This window comes from Dyadobacter sp. HNCC25DJ184 (genome assembly GCF_056895215.1).
This window is the reverse complement of the sequence record NZ_JBXHAQ010000007.1, coordinates 33,518-59,235: the sequence shown is the minus strand read 5'-3', so window position 1 is coordinate 59,235 and position 25,718 is coordinate 33,518. Positions and strand designations below refer to the sequence as shown.

Here is a 25,718-nt window from a genome sequence, read left to right as displayed (position 1 = left end):
TCTGCTATATCTTTAAAATTCTTCTGGCTTCTTCCTCTGTATAATAAGGACCCAGCTCCGACTCATCAATCATTTCATCTATCTGATCGTCCGAGGCATCCACCGCCGGCGCGTTATACTCTTTCATTTCAATCAAATTTTGGTCAACCAGGGTTTTCAACACATCAAGAGCTTGGGTCGAATTGGTGTCAGCAATGTTAATAAGGTAAGTTTTCATCAGATAAATAAAGTTTAATCGGCAGAAATTTAAAGATAAAAATCATTCCTACGGTGGGTCGGGGAGATTTTTTTCGAATTGAAACAGGGTTGATCTGGAAATTCTATTCAGCGGTTATTTCAAGCAAGATCTTTTCTTCTTTTTCATTTCGTCAAATGCCATAGACTTAGATGCCAAAACAGAAATGATAACCTTTTAAAGCCCGTTCTTCAATCCCTCCAAAACCGCCTTCTCCACCACACAAAGCTCACTTTCCGGACGATGAATATTGAAATCCTTTATTAGAAATAATGGTGGTTGAGCCATAAATTTAGGTGCGAAACCGTGGTGATTCTGGGCAGCGTGAGCCAGGAAGGGATGGCATAGATATACGGTGCCTGCCTTGCCCGTAGCGGACACCTCTTTTCGATGAGATGTTTTATCAAGATGTTCTGCCAATTCAAAAAAAGATAATCCAGTATCACCATATGGAGCCAGAATTCTGGCAACGTCTCGATGAGATCCGGCTCTGATTAAAGTTGGGGCGTCTTGCTGTAAAACATCTGAAAACAAGAACAGCATCAACAAAGCCCGGCCTTTTGAATGAATGTTAATACGCCAGTTAAGATAATCTTCAAAATCTTCTCCCGGAAAGCTCGCATCGACATGCCAGCCGGTATCCGCTGCTGGTTTATCGCTCGGGAAGCGTATTGGAAATGAACCCAAAGTCATTCGGGGTATCCAGTTATTTTTTCCGACCAATTGGTCAAAAGCAGTATGTAAGGTCTCAGTATTAGCGGCTTCTCGAAACGGGTCAAGCCCTATATCACCAATACGAATAACGGGCTGCGTCCAGGATTTCGGGTTTTGCGGATCGCACTGCGTGGCTTTCCATAAAATAGAGCGGCATTCATCGGCAACTTCCACAGGAAATGCTTGCTCAATTTTTACAAATCCGTCGGTAATGAAATTTTGTATTTGATCTTTTGATAATGTCGGCATAAATGATCGTGCTTATACCTTATTATTTTAAACAATCTCTGTTCGATTTCTAATTTCAATTCTATGAATTTCAACAAAACTTCGAACTTTTAAAATATATTTTAATTGATATATACTTTTAGATATCACCTAAAATCGTAAACTTGGTACCCTTCCAGCTACCAGAAAACAGGAACCAATAACCCATGAACTGGATCACCCGTGAAAGACCGAAAATTGACCGGATAGCATGTCCATGGCTGATAAAACGCTTCATAGATCCGGCCGCGGTGATTTTCTTTGTGCCGGCTGATCAGGTGAAAAGCAAAGCGTTGGAATTAGATGCCACTCCTTTCGATGTTCAGGATACGGAATTTACGCATTATGAAGATCGGTGTACTTTTGATTATTTTCTTGAAAAATATGAGTTAAAAGATAACGCTCTGCATGATATGGCGGTCATTGTTCGCGGTGCAGATACCGACGATCATTCGCTCGCTGCTCAGGCGTCGGGGCTTTGGGCCATATCTGCGGGATTGGCATATAATATCACCGATGATCAGAAATTGCTCGAAAAAGCGATGGTGATATATGACGCTCTATATAGTTGGGCCAAACATTTGCAAAAACAAAAACATACGCAAAGTCCGTCGGAAAAGCTCTTGCTTCAGGTTTTTAGCACATATCTGGATAAAAAGGCTTCTGAAAAGCTGAAAACTCCGAAATGGGCAAAGGAACTGAAGTCGATTATTCAGGATCAGATCGATACAAATTTGAGTTTAAGTTTAAAGGAGATATCAGAAGGCTTGCGGATTCATCCCAGCTATGTGTCCCGGGAATTTTCCAAATATTTCAGCAACCTTTCCTTCGGCGAATATATCCGCAAACTACGTATTGAAAAAGCCATTGATCTATTGGCCAACTCAAAACATACCCTTTCCGAAATCGCATACCTGACCGGCTTTTCGGATCAAAGCCACTTCAGCCGCATTTTTAAGGCCCATATCGGACAAAACCCTTCTGATTACAGAAAAAATTTACTCAAAAAGTAACTCCCGTTCAAATCGTCATTTCTGTTCTATTTTTTGGGCTAAGCGATGGATAATTTTGAATCGCTTCTTAAAAAGGTGACACGCTAAGCAGGGAAGATTTAAAGTAAAGTACGCAAAGTAATTGACTTTCAGTGCGTTGCGATCATGGACTTTTCCTTAATTGCTTCGCGTGGAATTTCAAAAGGATGACTTGATTTTGGAGGTCAATTGATGATAAATTTCTTATGGAAAATTTGGGTCCTGGATATAGTCTGAGTGCGCTTGTTCGGTATTTCTTTAAGTTGGGAACACTGGGGTTTGGCGGGCCAGTAGCGTTGATCGGATATATGCATCGCGACCTGGTAGAGGAACGCCAATGGATCAGCGAGGACGAATACCGCGAAGGACTTGCGCTGGCGCAGCTTGCACCCGGGCCGCTGGCGGCCCAGCTTGGTATATACCTTGGCTATGTGCATTATGGCGTATGGGGGGCCACGTTAACAGGTTTAGCCTTTGTACTTCCGTCGTTTGTGATGGTCGTTTTGCTCGGAATGGCCTATCAGGTTTACGGCGGGTTGTCGTGGATGCAATCAGCTTTTTATGGTGTCGGCGCGTCAGTAATTGGTATTATTACATTGAGTTGCTACAAACTGACAATTAAGTCAGTCAGCAAATTGGAGATAAATGCGGTAACGGATAGGTGGCTGTTATGGCTTTTCTTTCTTCTGATGGCAGTCGTAACCGCGCTGACAGAAAAGGAAGAGGTCTCGCTATTTATCTGCTTGGGTTTGGTATACATGGCTGTCAAAGCCCCGCCTGCATGGTTCAAAAAACGATCAGATTCGTTGTCAGTAATTCTCCTCGCCGGAATTGGTTTCTGGAAATATGAGCCCGACAAGCTTATACAACTGGCTTGGTTTTTTACAAAGGCCGGAGCGTTTGTTTTCGGAAGCGGACTGGCTATTATTCCTTTTTTGCAGGCCGGAGTTGTAAACGAAATGGGCTGGCTTAATGAGCAGCAATTCCTTGATTCTGTCGCTGTGGCGATGATTACGCCCGGTCCTGTCGTGATAACGGTAGGCTTTATAGGATATCTGGTGTCGGGATTTTCAGGTGCAGCGGTGGCTGCTTTGGGCGTCTTTTTGCCATGTTACGTTTTCACTGTTTTGCCGGCCCCGTATTTTAAAAAGATATCCAAAAACACCAGCATCAAGGCTTTTGTGGATGGTATAACAGCTGCTGTGGTCGGGGCTTTGGTGGGTTCGGTATTTGTTATTGCGAAGAGGTCGATCGTTGATGGGCCGTCAGCGCTTATTGCGCTTTTTACTATTCTGGCACTGATTTATATCCGTAAAATTCAGGAACCTTATATCATCCTGATAGCAGCTGTTGCCGGATTTTTTCTCAAAACTTATTTCTAAATTCCCGCTGTTCTATGAAAAAATATGGACTTCTGATCCTCTTTGTTATTTGTGTCCAATCGGCCTTTTCTCAAAAACAAACCAACAAACAAAGTGGCTTCTGGCTGGGATATTTCAACCAAACCAGGCTATCTAATAAGTGGGGTATATGGCTGGATTTACATGCGCGGCGCACAGATTTCATGGCGCGTTGGTCCACACAGATTTTTCGTCCCGGAATTACCTATTACCTGAATGATCATTTCCGTTTTACGGCCGGGTATGCATATGCGCGCAGTTTTCCGCCTGAAGGACTCGAAACAATCCGGCCTGAGCACCGACTTTGGCAGCAGGCGCTATGGACAACCCGACAAAAACGTCTTCAAACTCAGCAATGGATTCGTGTCGAAGAGCGATTTAACCATAAAATAGCCAACGATGAACTGCAGAACGGATATAATTTCAACTTCCGTTTTCGGTATCTTCTGAATCTGATGGTGCCTTTGAACAAGGATTTTATCGAACCGAATACCTTGTTTTTTGCATTCAATGATGAAATTCATATCAATGCCGGAAAGCAGATCACCTACAATATGTTTGACCAAAATCGATTGTTTTTAGGGTTGGGATACCAGTTTACTAAGGGGTTGAATTTACAGGTAGGATATATGAACCAGTTTCAGCAGCTACCTTCCGGAAACCATTTCAATAGCAACAATGTGTTAAGGGTTTTTGTGTTTCATAATTTGGATCTTAGAAAGGAGTGAGGCGGGGGGGAAAGGGAAAAGGGAGGAAAGGGACGAAGGGAGAAAGGGACGAAGGTGCCTTGCTTTTCAATTTGAGCTAATTGGTATTTTTTCTTCTTCCCAAGGCGATGAAAGTCGCTATGATAGCGAAGATTATGTTTGGCATGATTTGAGATGCTTCGCCTCTTGATATGTGGAAAATACTGGCGCATATCATGAGCACAATTACACCTGATGCGGCTATTGAAGTCAAGATTGGTTTGATCCGAAGAAGAGCAGGTAGTATCAGTCCGATTGCTCCGATGAAGTCTATTATGCCTGTGAATCTGACCAATTCGATTGGGATTTGGCCAGTCCACGGCCACATTGCCGATACTTTTTCGATCGGTTGAAATAATTTCATAGTTCCTCCGAATAAAAGCGTTGCCGCTAACACTCCCTGCGCGATCCAAAGAGAGATATTGAGTGCTTTCGAGGTCTTTTGTGGGTTCGACATATTGCTGTTTTTTTGAATAGCACGAAAGTATCTACATTTGCTATCCAATCGAAAGCGCTTCCTTGCTGGATAGCGCTTTCCAATCGGATAGTATCGTGAAAACCATTAAAAAAGACCGGAAATGTTGACAACTGGTGGCTGTCCCAAAAGCATATTGTCGATTAAAGATGCGCTTGAAGCGCTCGAAGGCAGATGGAAACTGCTAATTTTATTTTCCTTGTCTTCTGGTAAAAAGCGTTTCAAACAGATATCCAAAGAAGTGCCGGGGATCACCGACAAAATGCTCTCGAAAGAATTGAAAAGCCTGGAAGCCAACCAGTTGGTAAAGCGCGACGTATATGATACTTTCCCGCCTACAGTTGAATATACGATAACCGAACACGGTATATCGCTCGAAAAAGTAATGGAAGAGTTACATTATTGGGTACTGGCGCATCGCAAAAAGATTATGGAAGGGTAATGTATTCTGCGGCTCATCTTTCTTGTCTCTTAAATCTAAAGTCACACTTTGCGGCACCGTTGGCTATTGTTCCTGTTCTGATCAGTTTCAGCCCGGCCAGTGCCGATGTGATCTCGTCTACCTCGCAAAGAATGGAGGCATACTTCTCATAATTATGCTTTTTAAACAATTTACAAATGCCGCATTCGAGAATGTCGATGCCGTAGCCAAGTCCGTAAGTTACATCCTTGGCAGTTATGATATGAGCAATAAAACCTTCGGGATTTGAATTGGTTCGTACCCTTTTTTGTAAAGATCGGATCAAAGTTTGCCCAAGCCAGGTGTTGGTCATATTAGGAAATATACGTTTCAACGCGGCCTGCAACTGATTTTTTGGCCGTACGTATGCGTTCACCACTTCCAGACAAATATTCCTGATAAGCTCAAACGATTCGCCTTTTTCGTCAAGCGTTTTAATTAAAGCCAGGAAGTACGAGCAAAAATCGAGTCGTCTATCAATGGGATTTTTGGAGGAGGTGGCAAATTTGGTACCCTTTGAAATATGCTGATAATGCGAGTTTACTTGAGAAATTATTTCGTCGGCGGTTTCAGGATAATGTTCCCTAATAGCGCTTGAAAAGTATTTCTTATAGTTTTTCATTTTACAAAATCAAATCTTCTACGATGGGCAACACCGGCGCTCCCAACTTCATTAACGGAAATAGGGTGAAAGTCTTTTTTTTCTTCTTCTATTTATCGTAATGGATAAAGCCACTACTTCGACTCGGCATATTTTTTAAAATTGTTCAGTATAGTCTGCCATCCTCCTTGTTGCATCTCAATAGAGTTTTGTGTTTCGGCATCGAACTCCACATTTACCAATGTCTGCTCCCCGATGCTCTCAAAATCAACCACAACTTTTCTGCCATCTGGCATCGTGTAGGTGAATGATTTTCCCTCAATAATTTCGTCGTAAATCGCTTCGAAATCAAAACCGAAACTTCCGTCCTTGGCCTCCATTCTCGCGCTGTATTTTCCTCCCACCTGCATATCATTTTCTGCGCTGGGGCATTGCCAGTCATCGGAGGCAAAGTTCCATTTTGTAATGTGTTCAGGTACAGTATAATATTCCCAAACCTTGTCTCTTGCTGAATTGATGGATGCTGATACTGTGATTTTCTGGCTCATGATAATTTTAAGTTATTCAAGAATTTAAGTTAACAGATTTAGATATCGAATGACTATGCTGATGCGATTTTGTGAAACCAATCGGTTGCGAATATATCTGCAATTTTTTGATATTGCAATTCTTCCGATAGTTTTTTTATAAAGCATGCATATCAAAGGATAGTATTGGTGGAATTTCCTTATTTTAAAAAATCCCCGTCTATGATCAGAAGTTTTACTCCAGCTTCAGTGAAAGAGCGATGGGAGCTCAGATTGTCAGAAACAATGAACGCCATTCCCTTTGTAAGCTTTACTATTTCTCCATCTGCAAATTCTGTGTCAAAATCTCCTTCCAGACAATAAACAATATGGCCCTTTCGACACCAATGATCGGCCCGGTATCCTCCTGAAAATTCTACCGAACGCAGTCTAAGCCCTTCATATTCTATAGTTTGCGAAGTTGCGGTTCCGCTTTCTCCTTCATTCCTGACAGGTTCAATAGCTGTCCAGTCGATTGTTTGAAAGGGAATGTTTGCCATGGATTTTATGGACGATCAAAGTTGAGAATGACACTCAATGTGTCATATAATTGGTTATGAGATTATTAGGGCTCATATCTGCCTGACATATTTTATCGCCGCTTCCGCATACTTCGGCCATAAGTCGTTGTAATGATAGGGCACCTGAACCCATTCTTTCATAGGTCGATTTTTTCCGGAAGGATCGAACGCTTTGGTTCCATCCAAACTCAAGGCTTCTTCATGCATATCGCCAGTCAATTTGAATACGATATCGTTGTGATAGAAGGACATAAACGCTTTTCTCCCGATTTTAAAACAAGGCTTACCGAACATCTGGCTTTGCTCCGCGTCTTTTAGATTTTGTCCGATCGAAGTATAGAGCATTTCTTCTGGTGTCATTAATTTATTGTTTTACAGGTCTTTAAGTGTGTTGCTTTTTATTTCCAAACCCAGTTTTTAGCAGCGAACTTTTTCTTGTTTTAGATGTTAAACTGGACCGTTGGGATTGTCGATAGTTATTTTATATTCTTTAATTTGTTTAGAGGTTACCGACTTGTATCCGCCTGAGAAATCCTTGCCAGTTATTTGAATGTATTTTTTAAAGTCAGGTGATTCTAATACATTTTCTATGATGGACCAGTCAACATTTGTTTTATTTTTAATAATATATAAACCTGAATATACTAGTACATCACTAGGTATCTTGTGAAACTCAATTCGGTCTTTTACCAAAGTACTCAGAACAATTTTTTCGTTGTGAATATTTTGCACCCCCTGGCTTCTTCCGAATTCATACCATTTAGCGGTCTTTTCAATGTCCCTGTTTTGAAGTTCTGCTTTATTTCTCAAAAGGTAATTATACGCATGGGGATATTCGCTTGCTAATTTCTGCTCCGGGATAACAATGTATCTTTTGTTGTCCAGTTCATATGGGAATATTATTTGTTCGTTTTTATTTACTGATCTTTTGAACCGAGATCCCTTGACGATCTTTCTTAATATTTTCCTTTCGACGGGAATGCCATTGAAATACACCAATTCATCGTTAAAGTTGATTGTTTCGGAAATAAATATTCGATCCCGCAATGTGGCAAAACCATATTGAACATCAAAGAAATCTCTTATAGCAAAGTTTGTTCCACTTTTTATTTGTGTCAAGAAATTTTCGTTATCATGATTTGTAAATGACCAGTCATTATTGCTTAGGGAATCAAAATGAATATCATTAACAGACTCAATACTGCCGTTTGTCAACTCTTTATATTCAAAATAGTTTTCTTCGAAGCCCAGTTGTATTATTGTGATGGCCGTATATGTAGCATATCCCTTGAATACTTTGTTTGCCTTAAAATCGACTAATGTTTTTACAATTCGCTCAATTTTTAAGTATTCCCTGAATAACTTATAGGATGAGTTATGCAGATAACTATTCGGTGTAATATACCCAAGAACTCCATTCATTTTTAGCATTTTAATACCCATTTCGAAGAAACAAAGATATATGTCGATCGTTCCTTTCGAGAATAGAAACTCTTCCTTCAATACGTTCCTTTTTTTCTGGGTCAGATTATGAGTCCTTATATATGGGGGATTTCCTACAATAAAATCGAAATGCTCCAGATGGTCTTTGTAGAATGTTATCGTGTCCTGATTATATATTTTCCAGTCAACATGCTCTGATATTCCTAACCTCTCATTTACTAGACAGGTTAAATTTTGGATTGATTTTTCATATTCATCATTATCCAGTTCAACGGCATATATATATATTCCTAAACGACGTTTTATTTCATTGGTGCTGATATTATTGTTCTGGCAAATAGTAATATATCTGTTAACGATTTCGATAAGGAATGCACCGTTTCCACAAGAGGGTTCTAAAATATATTTGTCTAAAATTGCTTCATCATTATAACCAACCAAGTCGAGTATTTGGATAATTATCCAATGCGGCGTAAATACTTGACCCAGGGTTTTATGTTTTGCCATTTTAAAATATATTTTGGGGCAACTGTCCGAATTTTGATATCATTAAGATTTTATTTGCATAGCGTTATCCAAGTATCTAAAGTGGATTGACTGCATGTTTATCGAAGCGTTTGAAATATCGCATAAACCACCATTTGATTAAGTAGAACATTGGATTGTGGATTTGGCAGTTGCCCACTTCAGAAATGCGCCTCCGTTCACTGGTTAGGACATTGTACGTGTAAATGGCAAAATTGTCACCATCCGATTTAAGACATTCTCCTTTCTATCAATTAGTGTAACTCTTTGTATATATGAATTGGGCTAAGATTCATTTCGGACTGATTGCATCATCAATCGAAGTAGACGGTCATTGCGTGCTTTTGATGTTTGAAAATAACTAATTCGAACTTCGATTTCAAGGTTTACTTTGAATCCGGGGCATTTGTTTTTTTGAGTCTGAATTATATAACTCAAATGCGCTTGCTCAAGGCCAAATTTTGCTGTCCGATTTTAACCCCCGTCCGTCCGAATCCGAACGAATTGCCAAATATAAAATTATGTAAATATCTGAAAATAAGCAAGATATGTATTCTGGCATCATTTTGGCTTTAAACACAATGTGTCTGAAGTATTTTTTTAGACGGGATGCAACTTTTACTTTTCTTTTAACATCATTACCAAAACCAACCAACATATCATGGGAAATAGAAATTTACTTCTGTACACTTTTGTGGCTTTGCTGTCTGTGACGGCATATGCGCAGGACAAAGACAACGAGCTCAAGCCTTACGTTACCAGAACTTTTACGGCTGCGAACCTAAGTGAGGTAAACGTTGAAACTTCGGGAGGCTCAATAGCAGTTACTGGCGGTCAGTCGTCGGAGGTAAAAGTGGAGATGTACGTTCGCCCTAACAACTGGAATGGAAAAGAACTTTCCAAAGAAGAAACTGAAAGCCGTTTGGATGATTACGATATCGTGATCAAAACAGAAGGAAGCAAGGTGATTGCATCTGCCAAAAGAAAACCAGGTATTGATTGGGATAATAAACGCAGCGTTTCCATCGGCTTTAAGGTATATTCTCCCCGAAAAATCAATACTAAATTGAGGACCAGCGGTGGTAGTATTAAAATTGCTTCACTTACTGGTGATCAGGATTTTAAAACAAGCGGCGGAAGTTTGAAGATAGATGACTTGAAAGGAAACGTGAACGGCGTTACTTCGGGCGGAAGCATCGCCGTCGCTAATAGCAGTGAACAAATTAATCTTTCGACAAGCGGAGGCAGTATCAAAGCGAACGCATTGAAAGGAAATATCCGTTTGAATACCTCTGGCGGAAGCCTGACGCTCGAAAATCTGGATGGGGTAGTTGATGCGCACACTAGCGGCGGCAGCGTAAAAGGTGAGAATATCACCGGTAAATTCACAACCGGAACTTCCGGCGGATCGGTACGTTTGGCAAATATCTCAGGAAGTCTGGAAGCCAGCACAAGCGCCGGTAGTATTGATGTTTCAGTTACTAAATTGGGTGATTACCTTCGTTTGTCAACCTCTGCAGGAAGCGTTCGCGTTAATATGCCACTTGACAAAGGTGCAGACCTGAACCTGAAAGGCAACAAAGTTTCAATTCAATTGAAGAACTTTGACGGCGAGGCTGAAAATGACCGGGTAAGAGGCAAAATCAATGGTGGCGGTATTCCGGTGGTGTTGACTGCCAGCAGCGGAAACGTTTACGTGAATCAGTGAAGAGCTATTAGCCATTAGGTGTTAGCTTTTAGCTGTCAGTAGTGGCCAATACCCAGCATTTAAAAATTACCCCTAATATTTTGGGATATCCGGTTTGGGTATCCCTTTTTTGTACTTATTAGCAAGGGTTTTTGGTAAAAATAACACGAATTTTCTGCGAACTCTGCGTAGCTACTCCCATAACTCTGCGTTTAAATTATTCCGTTCAAAGCTGAACAAGCGTGTCCGAATGTGAACAGCTTGATTAATTAAATTACTGGAAATCAGAGTTTTATTATAAGGCAAAGTTTTTGCAGAAGGCATGTTTCGGAACAACTATGTCACCAAGATTTGCTGAGTAAATATGATAAAGAACTACCTGAAAATAGCCTGGCGTAACCTTCAGCGCAACCGTCTTTACGCACTACTAAATATATGTGGTCTCGGACTTGGGCTCGCTTGCACCCTTATTGTATTCTGGTTTGTAAGGTTCCAAACTTCACATGATCGTTTTCATAAAAACATAGACCATATTTTTCAGGTTACGACCGAGTTTCATTTTGATGGCGTAGATTATTCCCGAGGTATTCCGGCGCCGATGTGGAAGGCGATGCGGACGGAATTTCCGAGTGCAATATCCAGTATGTGTATTGAAAAATATGATGCATTTTTGTCTGCGCTCGACAACACGGGCAAAGTTCAAAAGAAGTTTATTGAAGAAGGTCCGATGTTTGCCTTCGTTCAGCCTGAGTATTTTTCGATTTTCGACGTCAAGTGGGAAGTAGGGAATCCCAAAACCGCCCTTAGCAAGCCTAATAAAATCGCGGTCAGCCGGAAAATGGCCCAAAAATACTTTGGTTCCGGAAACCCGATGGGCCGGATAATTCGGCTGGAAAACAAGCTGAATCTGGAAGTGGTCGGAATAGTTGCTGATCCTCCTGATAATACCGATTTGCCTTTCGAGTTTTATACCTCTTTCGAAACCTTACCAGCCAATAAGGATTACCAATATGGTGGTAGTGGGCTGGACCATTGGGGTGGCGTCAATTCGAGTACCTACTGTTTTACGCGCTTACCCCAGAATTTCAACATGAACGGGGCTCAAAAGCAAATGGACGCGCTCAACAAAAAATACCATGGCGACGGCGATTACAAAAGTTATCGTCATTCGCTGGTTCCGTTCAAGGATATGCACCATTCAGAGCGTTATTATGGGCAAATGCCTATGAAGTGGATATGGATCATGTCGGCGATTGGTTTGTTTTTGATCGTGACAGCTTGTTTTAATTTTATCAATATGGCTACTGCACAGGCACTTAGGCGTTCGAAAGAAGTGGGCGTGCGGAAGGCAGTGGGCGGAACAAAGAGCCAGGTTTTTGTGCAGTTTATATTGGAAACGGCTCTTATTACCGCCGGTGCGATGACAATCGGATTGACTATGGCGACGCTCGTGATGCCGCATATAGGCGATTGGCTCACTCAACCGGGCGTTTGGCCAAAGGCTATCAACTGGATGGATCCGATACTATGGAGTTTCCTGATTTTTACATTTGTATTGGTAGTAGTTCTGGCAGGTTCTTATCCAGGGACTATCCTGGCAGGATTCAGACCCGTTATTGCCCTCAAAGGCGGAATCAATGCGCAGCATATAGGTGGAATATCGTTGCGTAGAGGGTTGATTGCGTTCCAATTCATGCTGATCCAACTTCTGGTTATTTGCACGCTGGTGGTGAATAATCAGGTGGACTACATGCTTTCCAGCTCTGTAGGGTATGAAACGAAGGGCTTGGTAAGCATCCCGATACCTACACCGGAGAAGATCAATCAGAAAACATTTCGGCAACGGTTAATGGAAATTCCGGGAGTGAGCGATGCTTCTTTCTGTCTGTTTTTGCCAACGACTTCTTCGAACAACACAACCAACTTCGCCTTCGACACCAGACAAAAAGATGAAACCTGGCAGATGAATACTAAAAATGGCGATAACCATTATATCGAAACCTTCGGATTGACGCTCGTTGCGGGAGAAAATATCCCTGAAAGTGACACGATTAGGGGATACCTTATCAATGAAAAAGTAGTGGAAAAGTTGGGGCTCAAAAGGCCACAAGATGCAGTTGGTAAGAATTTGAAAGTGTGGGATATATCTGCTCCGATTTATGGAGTATTGAAAAACTGGAATAACAAGTCGTTTAAGGAAGCGATTGAGCCTGTTGCGATATTTACTTTTAAAGACATTCACTACAAGTGCGGTATTAAACTCAGTTCCAATAATTTGCATCAGACTATGAGATCGGTTGAGAAGCTTTGGAATGAGTATTTTCCGGATTATATCTACGAGCAGGCTTTTTTGGATGATAAAATTGGCGAGAGTTACCAAATGGAGAATGTCATGCTAAAGCTGATTCGTGTCTTTTCCTTGATGGCAATTTTCATTGGCTGTCTGGGGCTATATGGTTTGGTCAGATTTATGGCATCTCAAAAAACCAAGGAAATTGGAGTCAGAAAAGTGTTGGGAGCAAGCTTGGGAAATATTCTCGGAATATTTGGAAAAGAGATCGTGTTACTGATCGTCATTGCATTCGTTATTGCTGCACCATTGGGTTGGTATTTGATGAAAACCTGGCTTCAGGATTACGAATATAAAATCCCGATCGGCGCTGGAATTATGATCATAGCCATTCTCAGCACACTCATAGTCGCCATTGTAACCGCTGCATATGAGTCTCTGAAAGCAGCAATGAACGATCCGGTGAAGGCTTTGAGGTCGGAGTAGGGGAGCAGAGGGAGGAATGGAGGAAGGAGGAAGGGAATGCCGATGAGCTTTTTGGTTAATTGTGAAAGGGTTAGGGGTTAATTGAGTGGTAGTTTGCTGGCTTTGGCTACGGGTTAGCTGCCCAGTCAGTTTACTTTTTTGCTCCTTTCGAATCAATAGATTTCAAAAGTTAAAAAAGGGGTTAAAAGTTACCGGAAACGCCGCTTCCGGTAACTTTTAACCCCTTTGACCTTTTAACCCAAAATCTCACCGCCACTCTCTTCGTCCCTTGTCGGTCGCGACCCCGGCTCCTTCCTCCTCTAATACCTTTTAATCTTCACCTTCGAAAGTCCTCCTTCGAACTTTATCTGGATTTTTTTCGCTGCGTTTTCGTAGCCCGGTGAACGATATAGTCCGCTGCTTACGCGTTCAATATCATCAAAAGATTTAACGTTCATGGCACCGTCCAGTTTTACTTCACAACCGACTGATTTTGGGATGGAAAGTGTGATGGATGCAACTCCGGCTTCCATATTGACGGTTGTCAGAGGTAGTTTGTCTCCTAGCATAATTTCCAGATCGGCAACTCCTGTGCTTACTTTCAGGTTTTCAACTTTATAGTTGCTGAAATTGAAATCTCCCTTTCCAGCGCCGATTCCGAGGTCCACACTCCAGACCGGACTTTCATTCAGCTGAATAGAAGCCTCGTTGGATATCTTTCCGTTCTTGATCGAGACGTTTCCGTCTTCCATTTTCAACGTAACAGTCGCGGAGTTCTCCAGCTTGTTGATTGTTTTGTTGGCAATGAATCCCACCAAATTGGAGTGCGTATTTGCTTCAAAAAGTTTGTCAGTACTTCCTTCCAACTTGAAGCTTCCCGCTCCGCCTTCCAGATTCAACTTCGCTTTTTTGATAAACGGCTCCATATCATAATGGTAGTTGCCATTTACAGGCTTCTTATCATATTCATCGTCGCGGTCCGAATCATAATCTTCATCGTGTTCATCCTGATCGTTGTTGTCATCGTTATGATATTCCTGGTCGTTTTCTTCGTTATCTTGATCATTATGATCGTTCCAACTCCAATTCCAGTCGTCGCCGTGGCGGTCAAATGCCCGATCAGTTTTATTCGCAATTGCACCAAATACTGCAAGCGTTATCAGTAATCCGACCGCTCCGCCCGAAGCACCTCTGTCACGCGCAGTGAAAACTACGATGAGCCCGGCGATGATGAGCAGAACCGGCCAGTAAGGCAAAAGATGATCCCAGTCAATATGAACGAGGTCCAGGTTTCGGAGCAGCCATAATAAGCCGAATATCACGAGCAGCCCACCCCATACAATACCTCTTGATGTTTTCATGGCGTTAAAAAGTTAATGTTTGGAAGATTATTGATTCAAGTGATCGGTTGTGTTTGCTGGTAGTGCGGATCGCAGCAGCAATAGTAATCCTGTTGTAATGAGTATGATAGGCAGAAAGTAAGGGCCAAAGTCGTACCCGGTGAGCTCTTCCACCAAAAATAAAGAGCCTGTTAAGATGAGGATAATACCCCAGATGATTCTTCGTAAGTTCATGGCAGGTTTGCAGTTAGCTTTTAGCGGTTAGGGATTAGTTTTTGTCGATCGGATGGCGAGATCCGGTGACTTTAAGTCAATTAACCTTGATTACTCCGTCATCTTCTGGCTCGTCTCCTTTTTTGTTTTCAGGATCTTCCGGCCAGTGCGTGGTGGATGGATTTTCTGTATTGAAAGGGGTATATGGCTGTGGATCAGGGTTTATCGGTGTGATCGGCTCCACGGGCGGTGTTGTATGCGTGTCCGAAGTCGGATTCTCATGTTGCTTATCCCGCTGACGCAGGATCAAAAATGCTCCCACGGCAATCAATGCAATTGGCCAGAAATAATGTTTGATCTGATACCAAACTGGCAAGTCGTCTATCAGCATGATACCACCGAAAACTACCAGTGCTCCACCCAGAATCATGACGGTCTGGTCGGATCGCTTTTTGTCGGCAAACGGGTCAAATGGCTTTGGGTCGTTTGCCGGAATATGTGAATTAGGAATATTTACCGCGGGCCCTATTGGTAAAACGGCCCAAAGGATAATGTATATTAGCCCCGTCCAGCCGAAACTTGGAGGGATTGGAAGTAATAACATGACCACCATCAGAACCCTGACGATCACCACGTCTATTTGAAAGTATTGGGCAAGTCCAGATGCTACTCCACCAAAAACGGCTTGATCGGGTATGCGGTGCAATTTCTTTTCCATGTGATTAGCGTTTATTTGTAATCAAAGGTAGTTGGTAATGCAAGATACTGCAAGCGGCAAATTTATTAGTGGTTTTTGGGCTGGTTGAGTGGTTATTTATGAGGTCAGACTAAATTTGGGGCAAAATCAAGCAGCTTTTCAGAGCTCCTCCAGCGTTTCAAGTATATCCATCATACTGCCGAAATCCTTATATCCTGGTCTGATTTCTTCGCTACCCCTTAGAGCGATACCGATTTTCGGGAATAGCTCGGTGATGGCACTGACAGTATATTCATTATCCAGCCCGAACCCGATCAGAATTGAATACTCCTCAGAAAGCCGGCCCAACGTTTGAATCCAGTCTTCGGAGAGATCTTTTTCGGTATCGCTATCCAATAAGAAATATTCGGCCTCTGCACCATACCGGTTCAGAATTGATTGTGTATCTCCGGCGTCGTATTGATCTGTATTGATCCGCAAAATTGTCGGCAGTCCCAGTTCAGCTTTCAATGGGGCCAACAAATTAGGATCTTCAACCTGAATGGCATGAACTGGATATTCAGCAAGGCTGGCAACGATTTCCGCCACATCAGTCAGAGAAGTTTCTGCGACCAATTTGACTCCGGCCAGCCAGGAGCATATATCCGCAAATTTCTTAGGGGAAATATTGTGCGGAGAACCCATATCGATGGAAAAACCCAGCAATTCAACTCCCATTCCGGCACAATAGCGGGCATCGGATAAATTAGTTACGTTGCTGATTTTTACGGTTCTGGTAAGCATTGTTATCTTCGATGGTCAAATTCGAAGACAAAGGTACTTTTTATGTTGCTTAAAAAAGAAACCCCGACACCGATTATTGAATAACCGAGCCGGGGCAGTATTGATTTTTCAATGTATTTACTTCGCCGAAAACTTATACATCGTCGAAGTGTTGTAAGTTTCTCCTGGTTTAAGTTCAGTGCTTGGGAACTGGGGCTGGTTTGGAGAATCCGGGTAATGTTCTGTTTCCAGACACATTCCAAAACGTTTCACGTATGTCGTATTTTTGCCTTTCAGGCTGCCATCCAGGAAGTTACCAGTATAGAATTGAACAGCAGGTTCGGTCGTTGAAACTTCCATCACACGGCCCGATTCGGGATCACGAACGGTAGCGAAATGGAACATTCCTTTGTCCGTTCCTCTTGCCAATACCCAGCAATGGTCATATCCGCCACCATTTTTGATTTGCTCGTCTTCTGTTTTGTTTATACCAGTACTGATCAGGGTCGGTTTACGGAAGTCAAACGGAGTTCCTTCAACGGCTCTCAATTTACCGGTCGGTATCAATGTTGCATCAACCGGAACCAGACTATCTGACGCAATCGTTACCTCGAGTCCAAGTATATCCTTTTTCAAACCTGTCAGGTTGAAGTAAGAGTGGTTGGTAAGGTTGACAACAGTTGGCTTGTCGGTAGTTGCTACATAGTTGATCAGCAATGCGTTGTCATTGTTGAGCGTGTAAGTGACTTTTACGTCAAGATTTCCCGGATATCCCTCCTCACCATCCTTACTGGTATAGGTAAGCTCAAGTCCAACCAGAGAATCCTTCTTGATTTCAGTTGCGTTCCACAATACTTTATCAAAACCTTTCAGGCCACCATGAAGTGCATTAGGTCCGTTATTGATAGGCAAAGTATATTCCTGGCCGTTGAGTTTAAACTTTCCTTTGGCGATACGGTTACCATAACGACCAACCAAAGCACCGAAAAACGGATGTCCGGCCAGATAGGGTTGAAGCGAATCAAAGCCCAGGACAACATCTTCCCAGTTTCCGTTTTTATCCGGTGCGGTCAGCTTTGTGATGATCCCCCCATAGTTGGTAATATTGACAGTCATCCCATTGCCGTTTGTAAGAGTATACAAATCAGCTGTCTGTCCGTCAGGCAATTGACCAAAAGTTTCTTTCGAAATTGTACTTATCATTTTTTCTCCCTCTTTGTTTTGATTTTTTGAGCAGCTGGTTAGCCAGAGCCCCGCTAAAACTGAAAATAGTAGTGTCGTTTTTTTCATTTGGTATGGGTATTTGTTAAGGTCACCTGCACAGTTATAGATTATTTTTAGAATTCCATATAAAGTGAACACTTGTCTGACAGAGAGGGTATTCTGCAAAACCGAAAGCCTATTGCCGAAAGCCAGCCGCCAATTTCAGAATATTTCGCTCGTTCCGTTGGTAATTCTTACGCGATAGCAAGGCAATTCGATACCATATTCGGCAAGGTACCCGGCCCGCATCCCTGATTCAAATTCGTCAACTGATTCCGCTTTAATCAGATTAATCGTACAACCGCCAAAGCCACCACCCATCATGCGTGCGCCGAGTACATAATCATTGCACTTGGTTTGTTCTACCAAAAAGTCAAGTTCCGGGCAGCTCACCTCATATTCGTGCTGAAGGCCTGCATGTGTTTCGTACATTTTTCTGCCAAAACTCTCCATATCACCTTCCGTCAAATGATCGCAGGCTATTTGTACACGCTCAATTTCCTCGGTGATGAATTTGCAGCGACGATAAACCGCGTCCGAAAATTTACTTTTATGCTTATATATAATATGTGGATTCACATCCCGCAAACTTTGAACACCTTCGTAAAATTGTTGCAGGATACCAATTCCTTCTTCGCATTCTAACCGGCGGGTATTGTATTCAGAATTTGCCAAAGAATGCTTCACTTTTGTATCGCAGAGCACCAGCAAATAGTCGTTCATCGGGAATGGGAAGTACTCATATTCGAGGCTTCGACAATCAAGGCGAATGACGGACTCTTCTTTTCCAAAAGCGGATGCAAATTGATCCATAATACCACACTGAACGCCAACATATTCATTCTCAGCTTTCTGCGCCATTTTTACAATTTCAAAACGATCTAGTTTCAGGTCGTTCATTTCGTTCAGCGCAAAAAGTAAGCAGCATTCCAAAGCTGCCGAAGAAGAAAGGCCTGCACCCACAGGAATATCGCCTCCAAAAACCGCCTGAAAGCCTCCTGCTGTCAGATTATGTTTCTGTAGTTGATCTAGAATACTCAGTTGATAATGAGTCCAGTCTGCCTCGGGTTTAGTCAAATCATCGATTTGAAACTCATAGGTGTCATCCAGATCCACTGCATAGAGAATCACTTTATTGTCATTTCTTGGGGCGATCACAAAATATACAGCCTTGTCAACAGCTGCGGGAAGTACAAAGCCATTGTTGTAATCGGTATGCTCGCCGATCAGATTGATCCGGCCAGGAGATCTGAAAGTTCTTGCCGCTGAGTCACTTCCGAATTGTTCGGTATATTTATCCTGAATTCTTTTTAAGGTACTTATTTCTGAACTATGCATTTCTCTACTAAGAATGTCCAATTTTTGTTTTAAAGCTATATTTCCAGGAATTGCCAGAATATCAGGTTTATTAATATCCTTTTGATAAAATAACCTCATCAGCGATTTTGGTGCCGGACTCCAAAGCCAAAATGTTATTTAGGAATAAATCTACTTTACCTAGATGCTCATTTTTATGTCCGCCACCGGTGTGTTGAGTCAATATCACATTTTCCATCGACCATAACGGACTGTCATCAGGCAGTGGTTCTACTTCCGTAACATCCAGTACTGCTCCATCCAAATGTCCGGACTGCAATGCTGCGATCAAAGCACTTTCGTCAGTTGTACTGCCACGACCTACACTTGAATAAGTACTTCCCGGTTTCATTGCTTTGAAAAATCCTTCGTCGGCAAAATGATATGCGGTGCCTGGTAATGTATTGATTACCAGGTCGGTATATTGAAGTTCTTCCAGTAGTTGTTCACGAGAGGTCAATGTGGCAATTGGCGATGTTCTGGCCAAGATGTTGATTTTGCAACCTAAGCCTTTAAGGATATCATTTACAGCTTGCCCGATTGTGCCAGCACCGAGAATGACAACATTCTGACCAAAGACAATTTTCAAATCCGTACGCAAAATTGAGCCTACCCATTGAGGTTTCTGCTTAAGCAAAGTCAGCTGATCAATACCTCTATATAAAGCAAGTACTCCGCCAACAATCGTCTCTGCACAAGGCCTTGCAAACCAGTCACCCATATTGGCCACTTTCACATCCTCTCCAAGCTTGATATCCGAATATTGATCGAATCCTGCAGAATCCAGTTGCCAGAATTTGAGCGAGGGAACCGGTTCCGAAAACCAGGAAACAGGTGGATTGCCCAGTATAAGATCGGCGTTCCTGAAATTCCGTTTATTCGTTTGATCATCGTCGCCCTTAAAAACAACCGTGTAGGTTGCTGGGAGTTCCTCTGATAGTCTTTGATGAAGTGCGTCATCAAGGGTAGCATGGCAGTATACTAGCATTGTTGGTTTGATAAGGATTATAGGATTAATATATCAAATGTACGAATGAACATCCATTGGCACCGTCCGCAAGTAAGCTATATCACGAATTTAAAAAGGAATTGTTGTGAAAGGCTACCTTCTAGTTGATTTACAGTAAATATTGTGCCTTTAGTATGGAGTCGTGCGTGCTGAAAAAGATATTTTCAGCAAGACAGTCAAATGCCAGTCTTGGGAAACTTCATTTTTTAGTTGCACCCATTCAAACGTCCGTGCCGAAAAGTGAAGTGCACTGGCCCACAGTTGTCAGTTCGATATTATCGACTGTCCAACTTCCCCCCCCCCCTTTTTTGCAGAAAGCGGATTCTGAGAAAATTACAACTGAAATAGCCTTTTCGATCAAAAAATCTATAAATAAGTATACAAAAAGTAAATTAAAAAGTTACTTCAGAATTTTTAAAACCACCTGCTTTTTTCAAAATTCAACACATTTCCAAGAAAATTTATCAATTATTCTGCAATATTAGATATATGCAATTTATTGTATTGCATTATTTAAAAATCTCAATAGATTTGGTTTTACTACTCGATGTTTAACCAATATAATTTGCCTATGCCGTAAAACTTCAGAACTTTCATATGGCCCATGCCGTATCATGCCGCGCCATCTTCATTTCCGCTGAATGCAATTTCCGATTACCAATTCACTCCTTAAAACATTCGTGTACTATGCAAAGAACATTACCAAAGGGGAACCTGGCCGTCAGGCTTGTTCCAGCTTTTCTGTTGATTTTGATGTTGCCGCTATCCGTTTTAGCTCAAAGCAAAAAAGTCACAGGAAAGGTTTATTCCGCGTCGACCAATGAGGTATTTCCCGGGGTCAACATTATCGTGAAAGGTGGCAACAACAGAGGTACTATCACCGACAACAATGGCCTTTTTGCCATAGAAGTGCTTCCAAGCGACGTTCTGGTTTTTAGTTTTATTGGATTTAAGACAAAAGAGGTTTCGGTTGGGTCTGAAACCTCTTTGAGTATCCCGCTGGAAGATTCGGGTACAGAATTAACGGAATTGATCGTGACCGGTAGCCGTAATACTGGCCGTACGAGTCTGGAAACGCCTGTTCCTGTGGATGTTATATCAATTAAAGATATGATGGGCGATTTGCCTCAGATGGATTTGGCGCAGATGCTTGCGTACGTGGCTCCGAGTTTCAATGCGGTAAGGTCTCAAGGTGGTGACCTTGATTCACACGTCGATCCGGTTCAGCTTCGGAATATGGCTCCCAACCAGATATTGGTTTTGGTAAATGGAAAACGGAGACATACATCTGCGCTTTTGATTACCGGTACTGCGGTGGGTAGTCCCTCAACCTCGGTGGATATGATGTCGATTCCTGCGGCTGCGATTGACCGCGTGGAAATTTTGCGAGATGGTGCTGCGGCACAATATGGTTCCGATGCGGTGGCCGGGGTTGTGAACATTATCCTGAAAAAAGGAACGGATAAGCTAACTGGTAGCTTCACGGCCGGAGGATATACCAATACTGGTGGAAAGGCGGGTGAGTTGACGAACAAAGGTAAGCCGGACGGGTTCAACTATCAGTTTGACGCCAATTATGGTTTCAAGATAGGTGACAAAGGATATTTCAATGTGTCAGGACAGGTTACTCAGAAAAAACCAACTTTACGTCCGTTTGTGAACGACTGGGGATTTTTTGACAATACCTATCTGAATAATTTAAGAACTGATAAAAACGGTAATCCGGTTGTGACAAACCCGGAACTGGTCGCTGCTCAGGCAGCAGGGAATGCTACGGAAATTGCTGCTTTGACAACAGAAACTGGTTTGATGCAATCTCGTGGATTGACGAAGGCTGATTTCGCAGTATATGCTGGTATGCCGGCTATCACTCTCGGAAGTACTTTTTATAATGCGGGTTTCAACCTGAACCCGAATACAACTTTGTACAGTTTTGGAGGTGCTTCTTACAAATCGCTGAAAGGGTTTTCGTGCTACTATCGTCGTGGTTCACAGACAGACCGTTTCAACTATTTGCTATATCCAAACGGTTTCCGCCCGCAGATGACGTCCAATACTTCAGATATCTCTAACACAACCGGTATCAAGAGTAAGTTGGGTGAGTTTAATGTTGATTTCAGTAATACTTTCGGAAGAAACAGAATGCGAATCGGGATGGTGAACACGATGAACGCTTCCTTAGGATCCAATTCTCCTGTGAATATGAATTTGGGAACGCACCAGTTTACCCAAAACTCAACGAACCTTGATTTCTCAAGATATTTCAAAGATGTGCTTGGCGGATTGAATATCGCGTTCGGTGCGGAAATGCGTATCGAAAATTATCAGATTATGAAAGGGCAGGAAGAATCATATAGCTATGGTGACGCAGGTATATTGACAGTTGGACAAAACGGACTATTGGTCGGCCCTGATGGCAAGCCTTTGGAAGACGCCAATAGCACACCGATTGTGGATGCAAACGGAAATCCTGTTTCAGTTTATTCAGGTCAAAAAGTGGTGGTGAAAAATTTGTCTTCCAGCTGCCAGTGTTTTGCCGGATTCGGGCCTAAAAACGAGAGAAATGAATACAGAACTACAATGGCTGGATATGTGGATGCCGAGCTGGAAGTGACAAAAGGATTTTTGGTTGCCGGTGCTTTCCGTGTTGAAAACTATTCAGATTTTGGTGGCGTAACGATTGGTAAATTGGCAGCGAGATATTCGATCACTAAAACTTTGTCGCTACGCGGATCGATCTCGTCCGGGTTCCGTGCGCCTTCGCTTCAGGAGTTGAATTACACGCATACTGCAACAGCATTCGTACCTGATGCAAACGGTATTCCACAGCCTTTGGATGTTACAACTTATCCGACCAACAGTACTGCTGCGAGAGTTTTGGGTATTCAAGGTTTGAAACAAGAACGTTCGAACACTTTTGGTTTGGGATTGACCTTCCAACCTGTTCATGGACTTGAGTTTACAGTGGATGCGTATAAAATCGACGTAAAAGACCGGATTTTCAGAACCAGCTATTTCAACGCTTCCGAGGTTGGTAACAACTATGATGAGGTAATCGGTGGTGGAGAAGCTCAATTCTTCGTAAACGGTGCTGACGTTAGTTCAAAAGGCCTTGAAGTTGTGGGTAACTATACCCTGAGTATGGACCTCGGCAAAAGCTTTATTTTCAGTCTTGCCGCTATTTTCAGTAAAAACACAGTGGTGAACAGAAAGGTACTTGACCTGAATGTTGAAAACCTGACTGAAGAACAGATTGTTGCGAAATACTTGAGCCGTGACGTGATCGGCCAGTTTGAAACAGGAACACCTCGCCAGAAATTGATCGGTTCGGTAACTTACAAAGTGAACAAATTCCACGCGATGGCCAGAGGAACATACTTCGGAAAAGTTACTTCCAGATCCGTATCGTCGGATGCCGATGGGAACTTCTATGATCAAACGTTTTCAGCGCAAAGCATTTTTGACCTGAGCGTTGGATATGACCTGACCAAGAACCTGAGATTGTCAGTTGGGGGAAGCAACGTATTCAATAAATACCCTGACATTCTTCGTCCCGAAAATCAAGGTTTTTACCTGTACGACAACAATCAGCAGGGATCGAACGGTGCTTATTACTATGGCCGTGTATCATTCAACTTTTAATCTTCTCCGGACATGAAAAGATATTTTAAAAAAATCAGCTCGGGAGCCTTATTTGGCCTTTTATTTATTTTCTGTGCTGCACTTGTATCGTGTGAACAGACTAACTATCAGCCCAATATGTCGGCTGCTCCCGGCGGTGGAACTGTAACGACTTACAAGGCATATACTTTGTCTTCGGTGGACACGAAAAATATATATGGTCGGGTGGTGTTCTATAAATACAGCTCTTCTGTGACGATGGTGCAAATGGGCCTGTATAATGGAGTCGATGGAAGTACCTATGAGTCTTCCATATTCCCGGGGAAAGTTGACGGAGCTACAGCGACACCATTGAAGAAGCTGGATATAGTAAGTGGGGCGACAGGCGAGTTCGCAACCAGCAAATATTTTGTAATTAACGAAGCAGGTTTTTATGATAAGCTAGACACCTATAACGCAAGCGTGGCAGTGATGGCTGGAACAGCAATTGTCGCAAGTGGCAATATAGGCGCTAATGCCGTGCCGGTTGTTCAGGCAGAATAATTTTCTTTGGTATTTGAATGTAAGATATATGGTGCGGAAGCTTTTCTGCACCATATTTTTTTAAAAGGGCTAGAATGAAAAGGATTGTCGGCTTTGAGGTAAATTACTTTGGACAAATCATTACGTAAAACCAAAAAGTAATTCAAGATGAGCTTGTTAAAGTCAGCGATCAACTGATTGCCGCGCCACTGGTTTCTTAGTGGTATACTTTTCCACTTTTGAAAAATGATTAGTTTTCACGGCATTGGCAAATCCTTATTCGGGCAGTAAAATTCCGGCAATTTCCTGTGCGTACCACCTGATCAGGAAGTCATTGGGGTGGTTGATATTATTTCCTGTCATATCCTGGTAAGACTTATATTTCAAAAGCTCCCGGTGAACCTCTGTCATATCTACCAGTGCTATGCCAGGTCCGGTTAATTCTGCAAGTGCTTTGTTGAAATCAGGCTGGGTCCCGGTAAAAAAAGATTCCGGGTTGGGCAACATGGTGGACACAAGGATAAATTCAGCTTTTTTATTTTCCTCACGCACTTTTTTAATAATCCCGGCTATATTTTCCTTGAACTTTTCGCCTGACATTTTCCCGGTTCCATCGTTCATCCCGAAGGCTATAATGACAAGGTCGGGCTGGTGGGCTACCACTTCTTCCTGAACGTTTTTGACGCCCCAATTGGAATCCATTCCCCCCACAGCAGTATTTGTAAATTTTATTGGCGTATTATAGAAGCGCCTGAGTTTCTCAGCAATCAATGTTCCCCAATCGGGTAAGTTGGGTTCGGCTTTCGACTTTGCACTGGCATTTGCCCCTGCTGCAATACTATCGCCATACAATAAAATATGGATGGAGTTTTTTTTCCTTAACAGTTCGACGGCATGAGGTAAGATTTCAGCCTGAAATTCAGGAATAACGCCTTTCCATACGTTTTTGGCATGCCGGTAGGTGACGGACAGTTGTCTTTCATGAAAGAATGACCCTTCGTAAAAAAGGACTCCACCACCACCTTTACGAGGAAATGAGTGCTTCCCTTTAGCGGTAGTTAAGATGGAATCCGTCATATATATTGCCTTTGAGTCTGGCAGTAATGTTAATCTTCCATCCTTATATTGCCAATCAACTCCTTCCTGGTATTCGATATTTAGCCCCGCGTTTCTCACAGAAAGTATCTTCTTAGGTTTAAATAGAAGAGTCGCGTCGGCAGGCTTGCCGCCTCTTGAGATCATCATGACTGATTCATTATACATTATTTTACCATTCCAAAAAGGGATCATCACCGTATCGATCAGGTCTTTTTGCTGCGCAGTGGCCGAGGTAAATGCAAATAGAAGAAAGAGTATTTGCTTCATATGGCGCAGAGTTATCATTTATAGGTTTAAGTTGCAATTGCCGACTCGAAAGTTGAAAGTCATTTTTGAGGCAGATATAATGCCTGCATGATGAAAATGGATAACTTTGTTGACGCCGCAAACGCTATTCAGGATTTACTTAAG

Annotated in this window: 24 protein-coding genes; 8 read left to right on the top strand and 16 right to left on the bottom strand. The window is 42.3% G+C overall.

Annotated elements, in window-relative coordinates; all coding sequences use genetic code 11:
- Positions 1-4: 4 nt before the first annotated feature.
- Positions 5-217, bottom strand: a complete 213-nt coding sequence (locus AC1XUD_RS12330; RefSeq protein ID WP_483361309.1) for a hypothetical protein — start codon at positions 215-217, stop codon at positions 5-7.
- A gap of 195 nt (positions 218-412) precedes the next feature.
- Positions 413-1,198: a phytanoyl-CoA dioxygenase family protein gene (locus AC1XUD_RS12325; RefSeq protein ID WP_483361308.1), complete on the bottom strand. Its 786-nt coding sequence runs from the start codon at positions 1,196-1,198 to the stop codon at positions 413-415.
- A gap of 185 nt (positions 1,199-1,383) precedes the next feature.
- Between AC1XUD_RS12325 and AC1XUD_RS12320 the strand changes: the two genes are divergently transcribed.
- The 3 genes from AC1XUD_RS12320 (at position 1,384) to AC1XUD_RS12310 (ending at position 4,375) form a co-directional block, all read left to right on the top strand.
- Positions 1,384-2,229 (top strand): chromate resistance protein ChrB domain-containing protein, encoded by an 846-nt coding sequence (locus AC1XUD_RS12320; protein ID WP_483361307.1) that lies wholly within the window; start codon positions 1,384-1,386, stop codon positions 2,227-2,229.
- Positions 2,230-2,453: 224 nt separating this feature from the next.
- The gene (locus AC1XUD_RS12315) at positions 2,454-3,629 is read left to right on the top strand and encodes a chromate transporter (RefSeq protein WP_483361306.1); all 1,176 of its coding nucleotides are present in this window, start codon (positions 2,454-2,456) and stop codon (positions 3,627-3,629) included.
- A 14-nt stretch (positions 3,630-3,643) separates the two neighbouring features.
- On the top strand, positions 3,644-4,375 hold the full coding sequence (locus AC1XUD_RS12310) for a DUF2490 domain-containing protein (protein WP_483361305.1): 732 nt from the start codon (positions 3,644-3,646) through the stop codon (positions 4,373-4,375).
- A gap of 76 nt (positions 4,376-4,451) precedes the next feature.
- Here the strand turns inward: AC1XUD_RS12310 and AC1XUD_RS12305 are convergent, their stop codons facing one another.
- On the bottom strand, positions 4,452-4,850 hold the full coding sequence (locus AC1XUD_RS12305; protein WP_483361304.1) for a DoxX family protein: 399 nt from the start codon (positions 4,848-4,850) through the stop codon (positions 4,452-4,454).
- Between the two features lie 121 nt (positions 4,851-4,971).
- Between AC1XUD_RS12305 and AC1XUD_RS12300 the strand changes: the two genes are divergently transcribed.
- On the top strand, positions 4,972-5,310 hold the full coding sequence (locus tag AC1XUD_RS12300; protein WP_483361303.1) for a winged helix-turn-helix transcriptional regulator: 339 nt from the start codon (positions 4,972-4,974) through the stop codon (positions 5,308-5,310).
- Between the two features lie 13 nt (positions 5,311-5,323).
- Here the strand turns inward: AC1XUD_RS12300 and AC1XUD_RS12295 are convergent, their stop codons facing one another.
- From AC1XUD_RS12295 to AC1XUD_RS12275, 5 genes are all read right to left on the bottom strand, one after another.
- A complete protein-coding gene (locus tag AC1XUD_RS12295) occupies positions 5,324-5,950 on the bottom strand; it encodes an L-2-amino-thiazoline-4-carboxylic acid hydrolase (protein ID WP_483361302.1) in 627 nt (208 codons plus the stop codon).
- 113 nt (positions 5,951-6,063) lie between these two features.
- Positions 6,064-6,477 carry an SRPBCC family protein gene (locus AC1XUD_RS12290; protein WP_483361301.1) on the bottom strand — a complete coding sequence of 138 codons (414 nt, stop codon included), beginning with the start codon at positions 6,475-6,477 and terminating at the stop codon, positions 6,064-6,066.
- A gap of 179 nt (positions 6,478-6,656) precedes the next feature.
- The gene (locus tag AC1XUD_RS12285; RefSeq protein ID WP_483361300.1) at positions 6,657-6,995 is read right to left on the bottom strand and encodes a DHCW motif cupin fold protein; all 339 of its coding nucleotides are present in this window, start codon (positions 6,993-6,995) and stop codon (positions 6,657-6,659) included.
- A gap of 72 nt (positions 6,996-7,067) precedes the next feature.
- Complete coding sequence (locus AC1XUD_RS12280) at positions 7,068-7,376, bottom strand: hypothetical protein (protein WP_483361299.1); 309 nt, start codon at positions 7,374-7,376, stop codon at positions 7,068-7,070.
- A gap of 87 nt (positions 7,377-7,463) precedes the next feature.
- The gene (locus AC1XUD_RS12275) at positions 7,464-8,966 is read right to left on the bottom strand and encodes an HsdM family class I SAM-dependent methyltransferase (protein WP_483361298.1); all 1,503 of its coding nucleotides are present in this window, start codon (positions 8,964-8,966) and stop codon (positions 7,464-7,466) included.
- A 679-nt stretch (positions 8,967-9,645) separates the two neighbouring features.
- Between AC1XUD_RS12275 and AC1XUD_RS12270 the strand changes: the two genes are divergently transcribed.
- Complete coding sequence (locus tag AC1XUD_RS12270) at positions 9,646-10,692, top strand: DUF4097 family beta strand repeat-containing protein (RefSeq protein WP_483361297.1); 1,047 nt, start codon at positions 9,646-9,648, stop codon at positions 10,690-10,692.
- Between the two features lie 343 nt (positions 10,693-11,035).
- Complete coding sequence (locus AC1XUD_RS12265; RefSeq protein ID WP_483361296.1) at positions 11,036-13,447, top strand: FtsX-like permease family protein; 2,412 nt, start codon at positions 11,036-11,038, stop codon at positions 13,445-13,447.
- Between the two features lie 299 nt (positions 13,448-13,746).
- On the opposite strand, the gene AC1XUD_RS12260 is transcribed toward AC1XUD_RS12265, so the two are convergent.
- The 7 genes from AC1XUD_RS12260 to AC1XUD_RS12230 form a co-directional block, all read right to left on the bottom strand.
- Positions 13,747-14,787 (bottom strand): LiaF transmembrane domain-containing protein, encoded by a 1,041-nt coding sequence (locus tag AC1XUD_RS12260; RefSeq protein WP_483361295.1) that lies wholly within the window; start codon positions 14,785-14,787, stop codon positions 13,747-13,749.
- Positions 14,788-14,814: 27 nt separating this feature from the next.
- Positions 14,815-15,000 carry a LiaI-LiaF-like domain-containing protein gene (locus AC1XUD_RS12255; protein WP_483361294.1) on the bottom strand — a complete coding sequence of 62 codons (186 nt, stop codon included), beginning with the start codon at positions 14,998-15,000 and terminating at the stop codon, positions 14,815-14,817.
- Positions 15,001-15,076: 76 nt separating this feature from the next.
- Entirely contained in the window at positions 15,077-15,697 is a 621-nt protein-coding gene (locus AC1XUD_RS12250; protein ID WP_483361293.1) for a PspC domain-containing protein, read from the bottom strand.
- 138 nt (positions 15,698-15,835) lie between these two features.
- Entirely contained in the window at positions 15,836-16,459 is a 624-nt protein-coding gene (locus tag AC1XUD_RS12245) for a hypothetical protein (RefSeq protein WP_483361292.1), read from the bottom strand.
- Positions 16,460-16,576: 117 nt separating this feature from the next.
- Positions 16,577-17,728 carry an aldose epimerase family protein gene (locus AC1XUD_RS12240; protein WP_483361291.1) on the bottom strand — a complete coding sequence of 384 codons (1,152 nt, stop codon included), beginning with the start codon at positions 17,726-17,728 and terminating at the stop codon, positions 16,577-16,579.
- A 135-nt stretch (positions 17,729-17,863) separates the two neighbouring features.
- Positions 17,864-19,138: a galactokinase gene (gene galK / locus AC1XUD_RS12235; RefSeq protein WP_483361290.1), complete on the bottom strand. Its 1,275-nt coding sequence runs from the start codon at positions 19,136-19,138 to the stop codon at positions 17,864-17,866.
- Positions 19,110-20,045, bottom strand: coding sequence for a D-2-hydroxyacid dehydrogenase (locus tag AC1XUD_RS12230; RefSeq protein ID WP_483361289.1), 936 nt, complete (start codon positions 20,043-20,045; stop codon positions 19,110-19,112). The genes galK and AC1XUD_RS12230 overlap by 29 nt, the downstream gene beginning before the upstream one ends.
- Before the next feature lie 708 nt (positions 20,046-20,753).
- Between AC1XUD_RS12230 and AC1XUD_RS12225 the strand changes: the two genes are divergently transcribed.
- Both AC1XUD_RS12225 and AC1XUD_RS12220 read left to right on the top strand, forming a co-directional pair.
- Complete coding sequence (locus AC1XUD_RS12225; protein WP_483361288.1) at positions 20,754-23,708, top strand: TonB-dependent receptor; 2,955 nt, start codon at positions 20,754-20,756, stop codon at positions 23,706-23,708.
- A 12-nt stretch (positions 23,709-23,720) separates the two neighbouring features.
- Entirely contained in the window at positions 23,721-24,230 is a 510-nt protein-coding gene (locus AC1XUD_RS12220) for a hypothetical protein (protein WP_483361287.1), read from the top strand.
- 255 nt (positions 24,231-24,485) lie between these two features.
- Here AC1XUD_RS12220 and AC1XUD_RS12215 read toward each other — a convergent pair whose 3' ends face one another.
- Positions 24,486-25,574, bottom strand: coding sequence for an SGNH/GDSL hydrolase family protein (locus tag AC1XUD_RS12215; RefSeq protein ID WP_483361286.1), 1,089 nt, complete (start codon positions 25,572-25,574; stop codon positions 24,486-24,488).
- Positions 25,575-25,718: the final 144 nt, after the last annotated feature.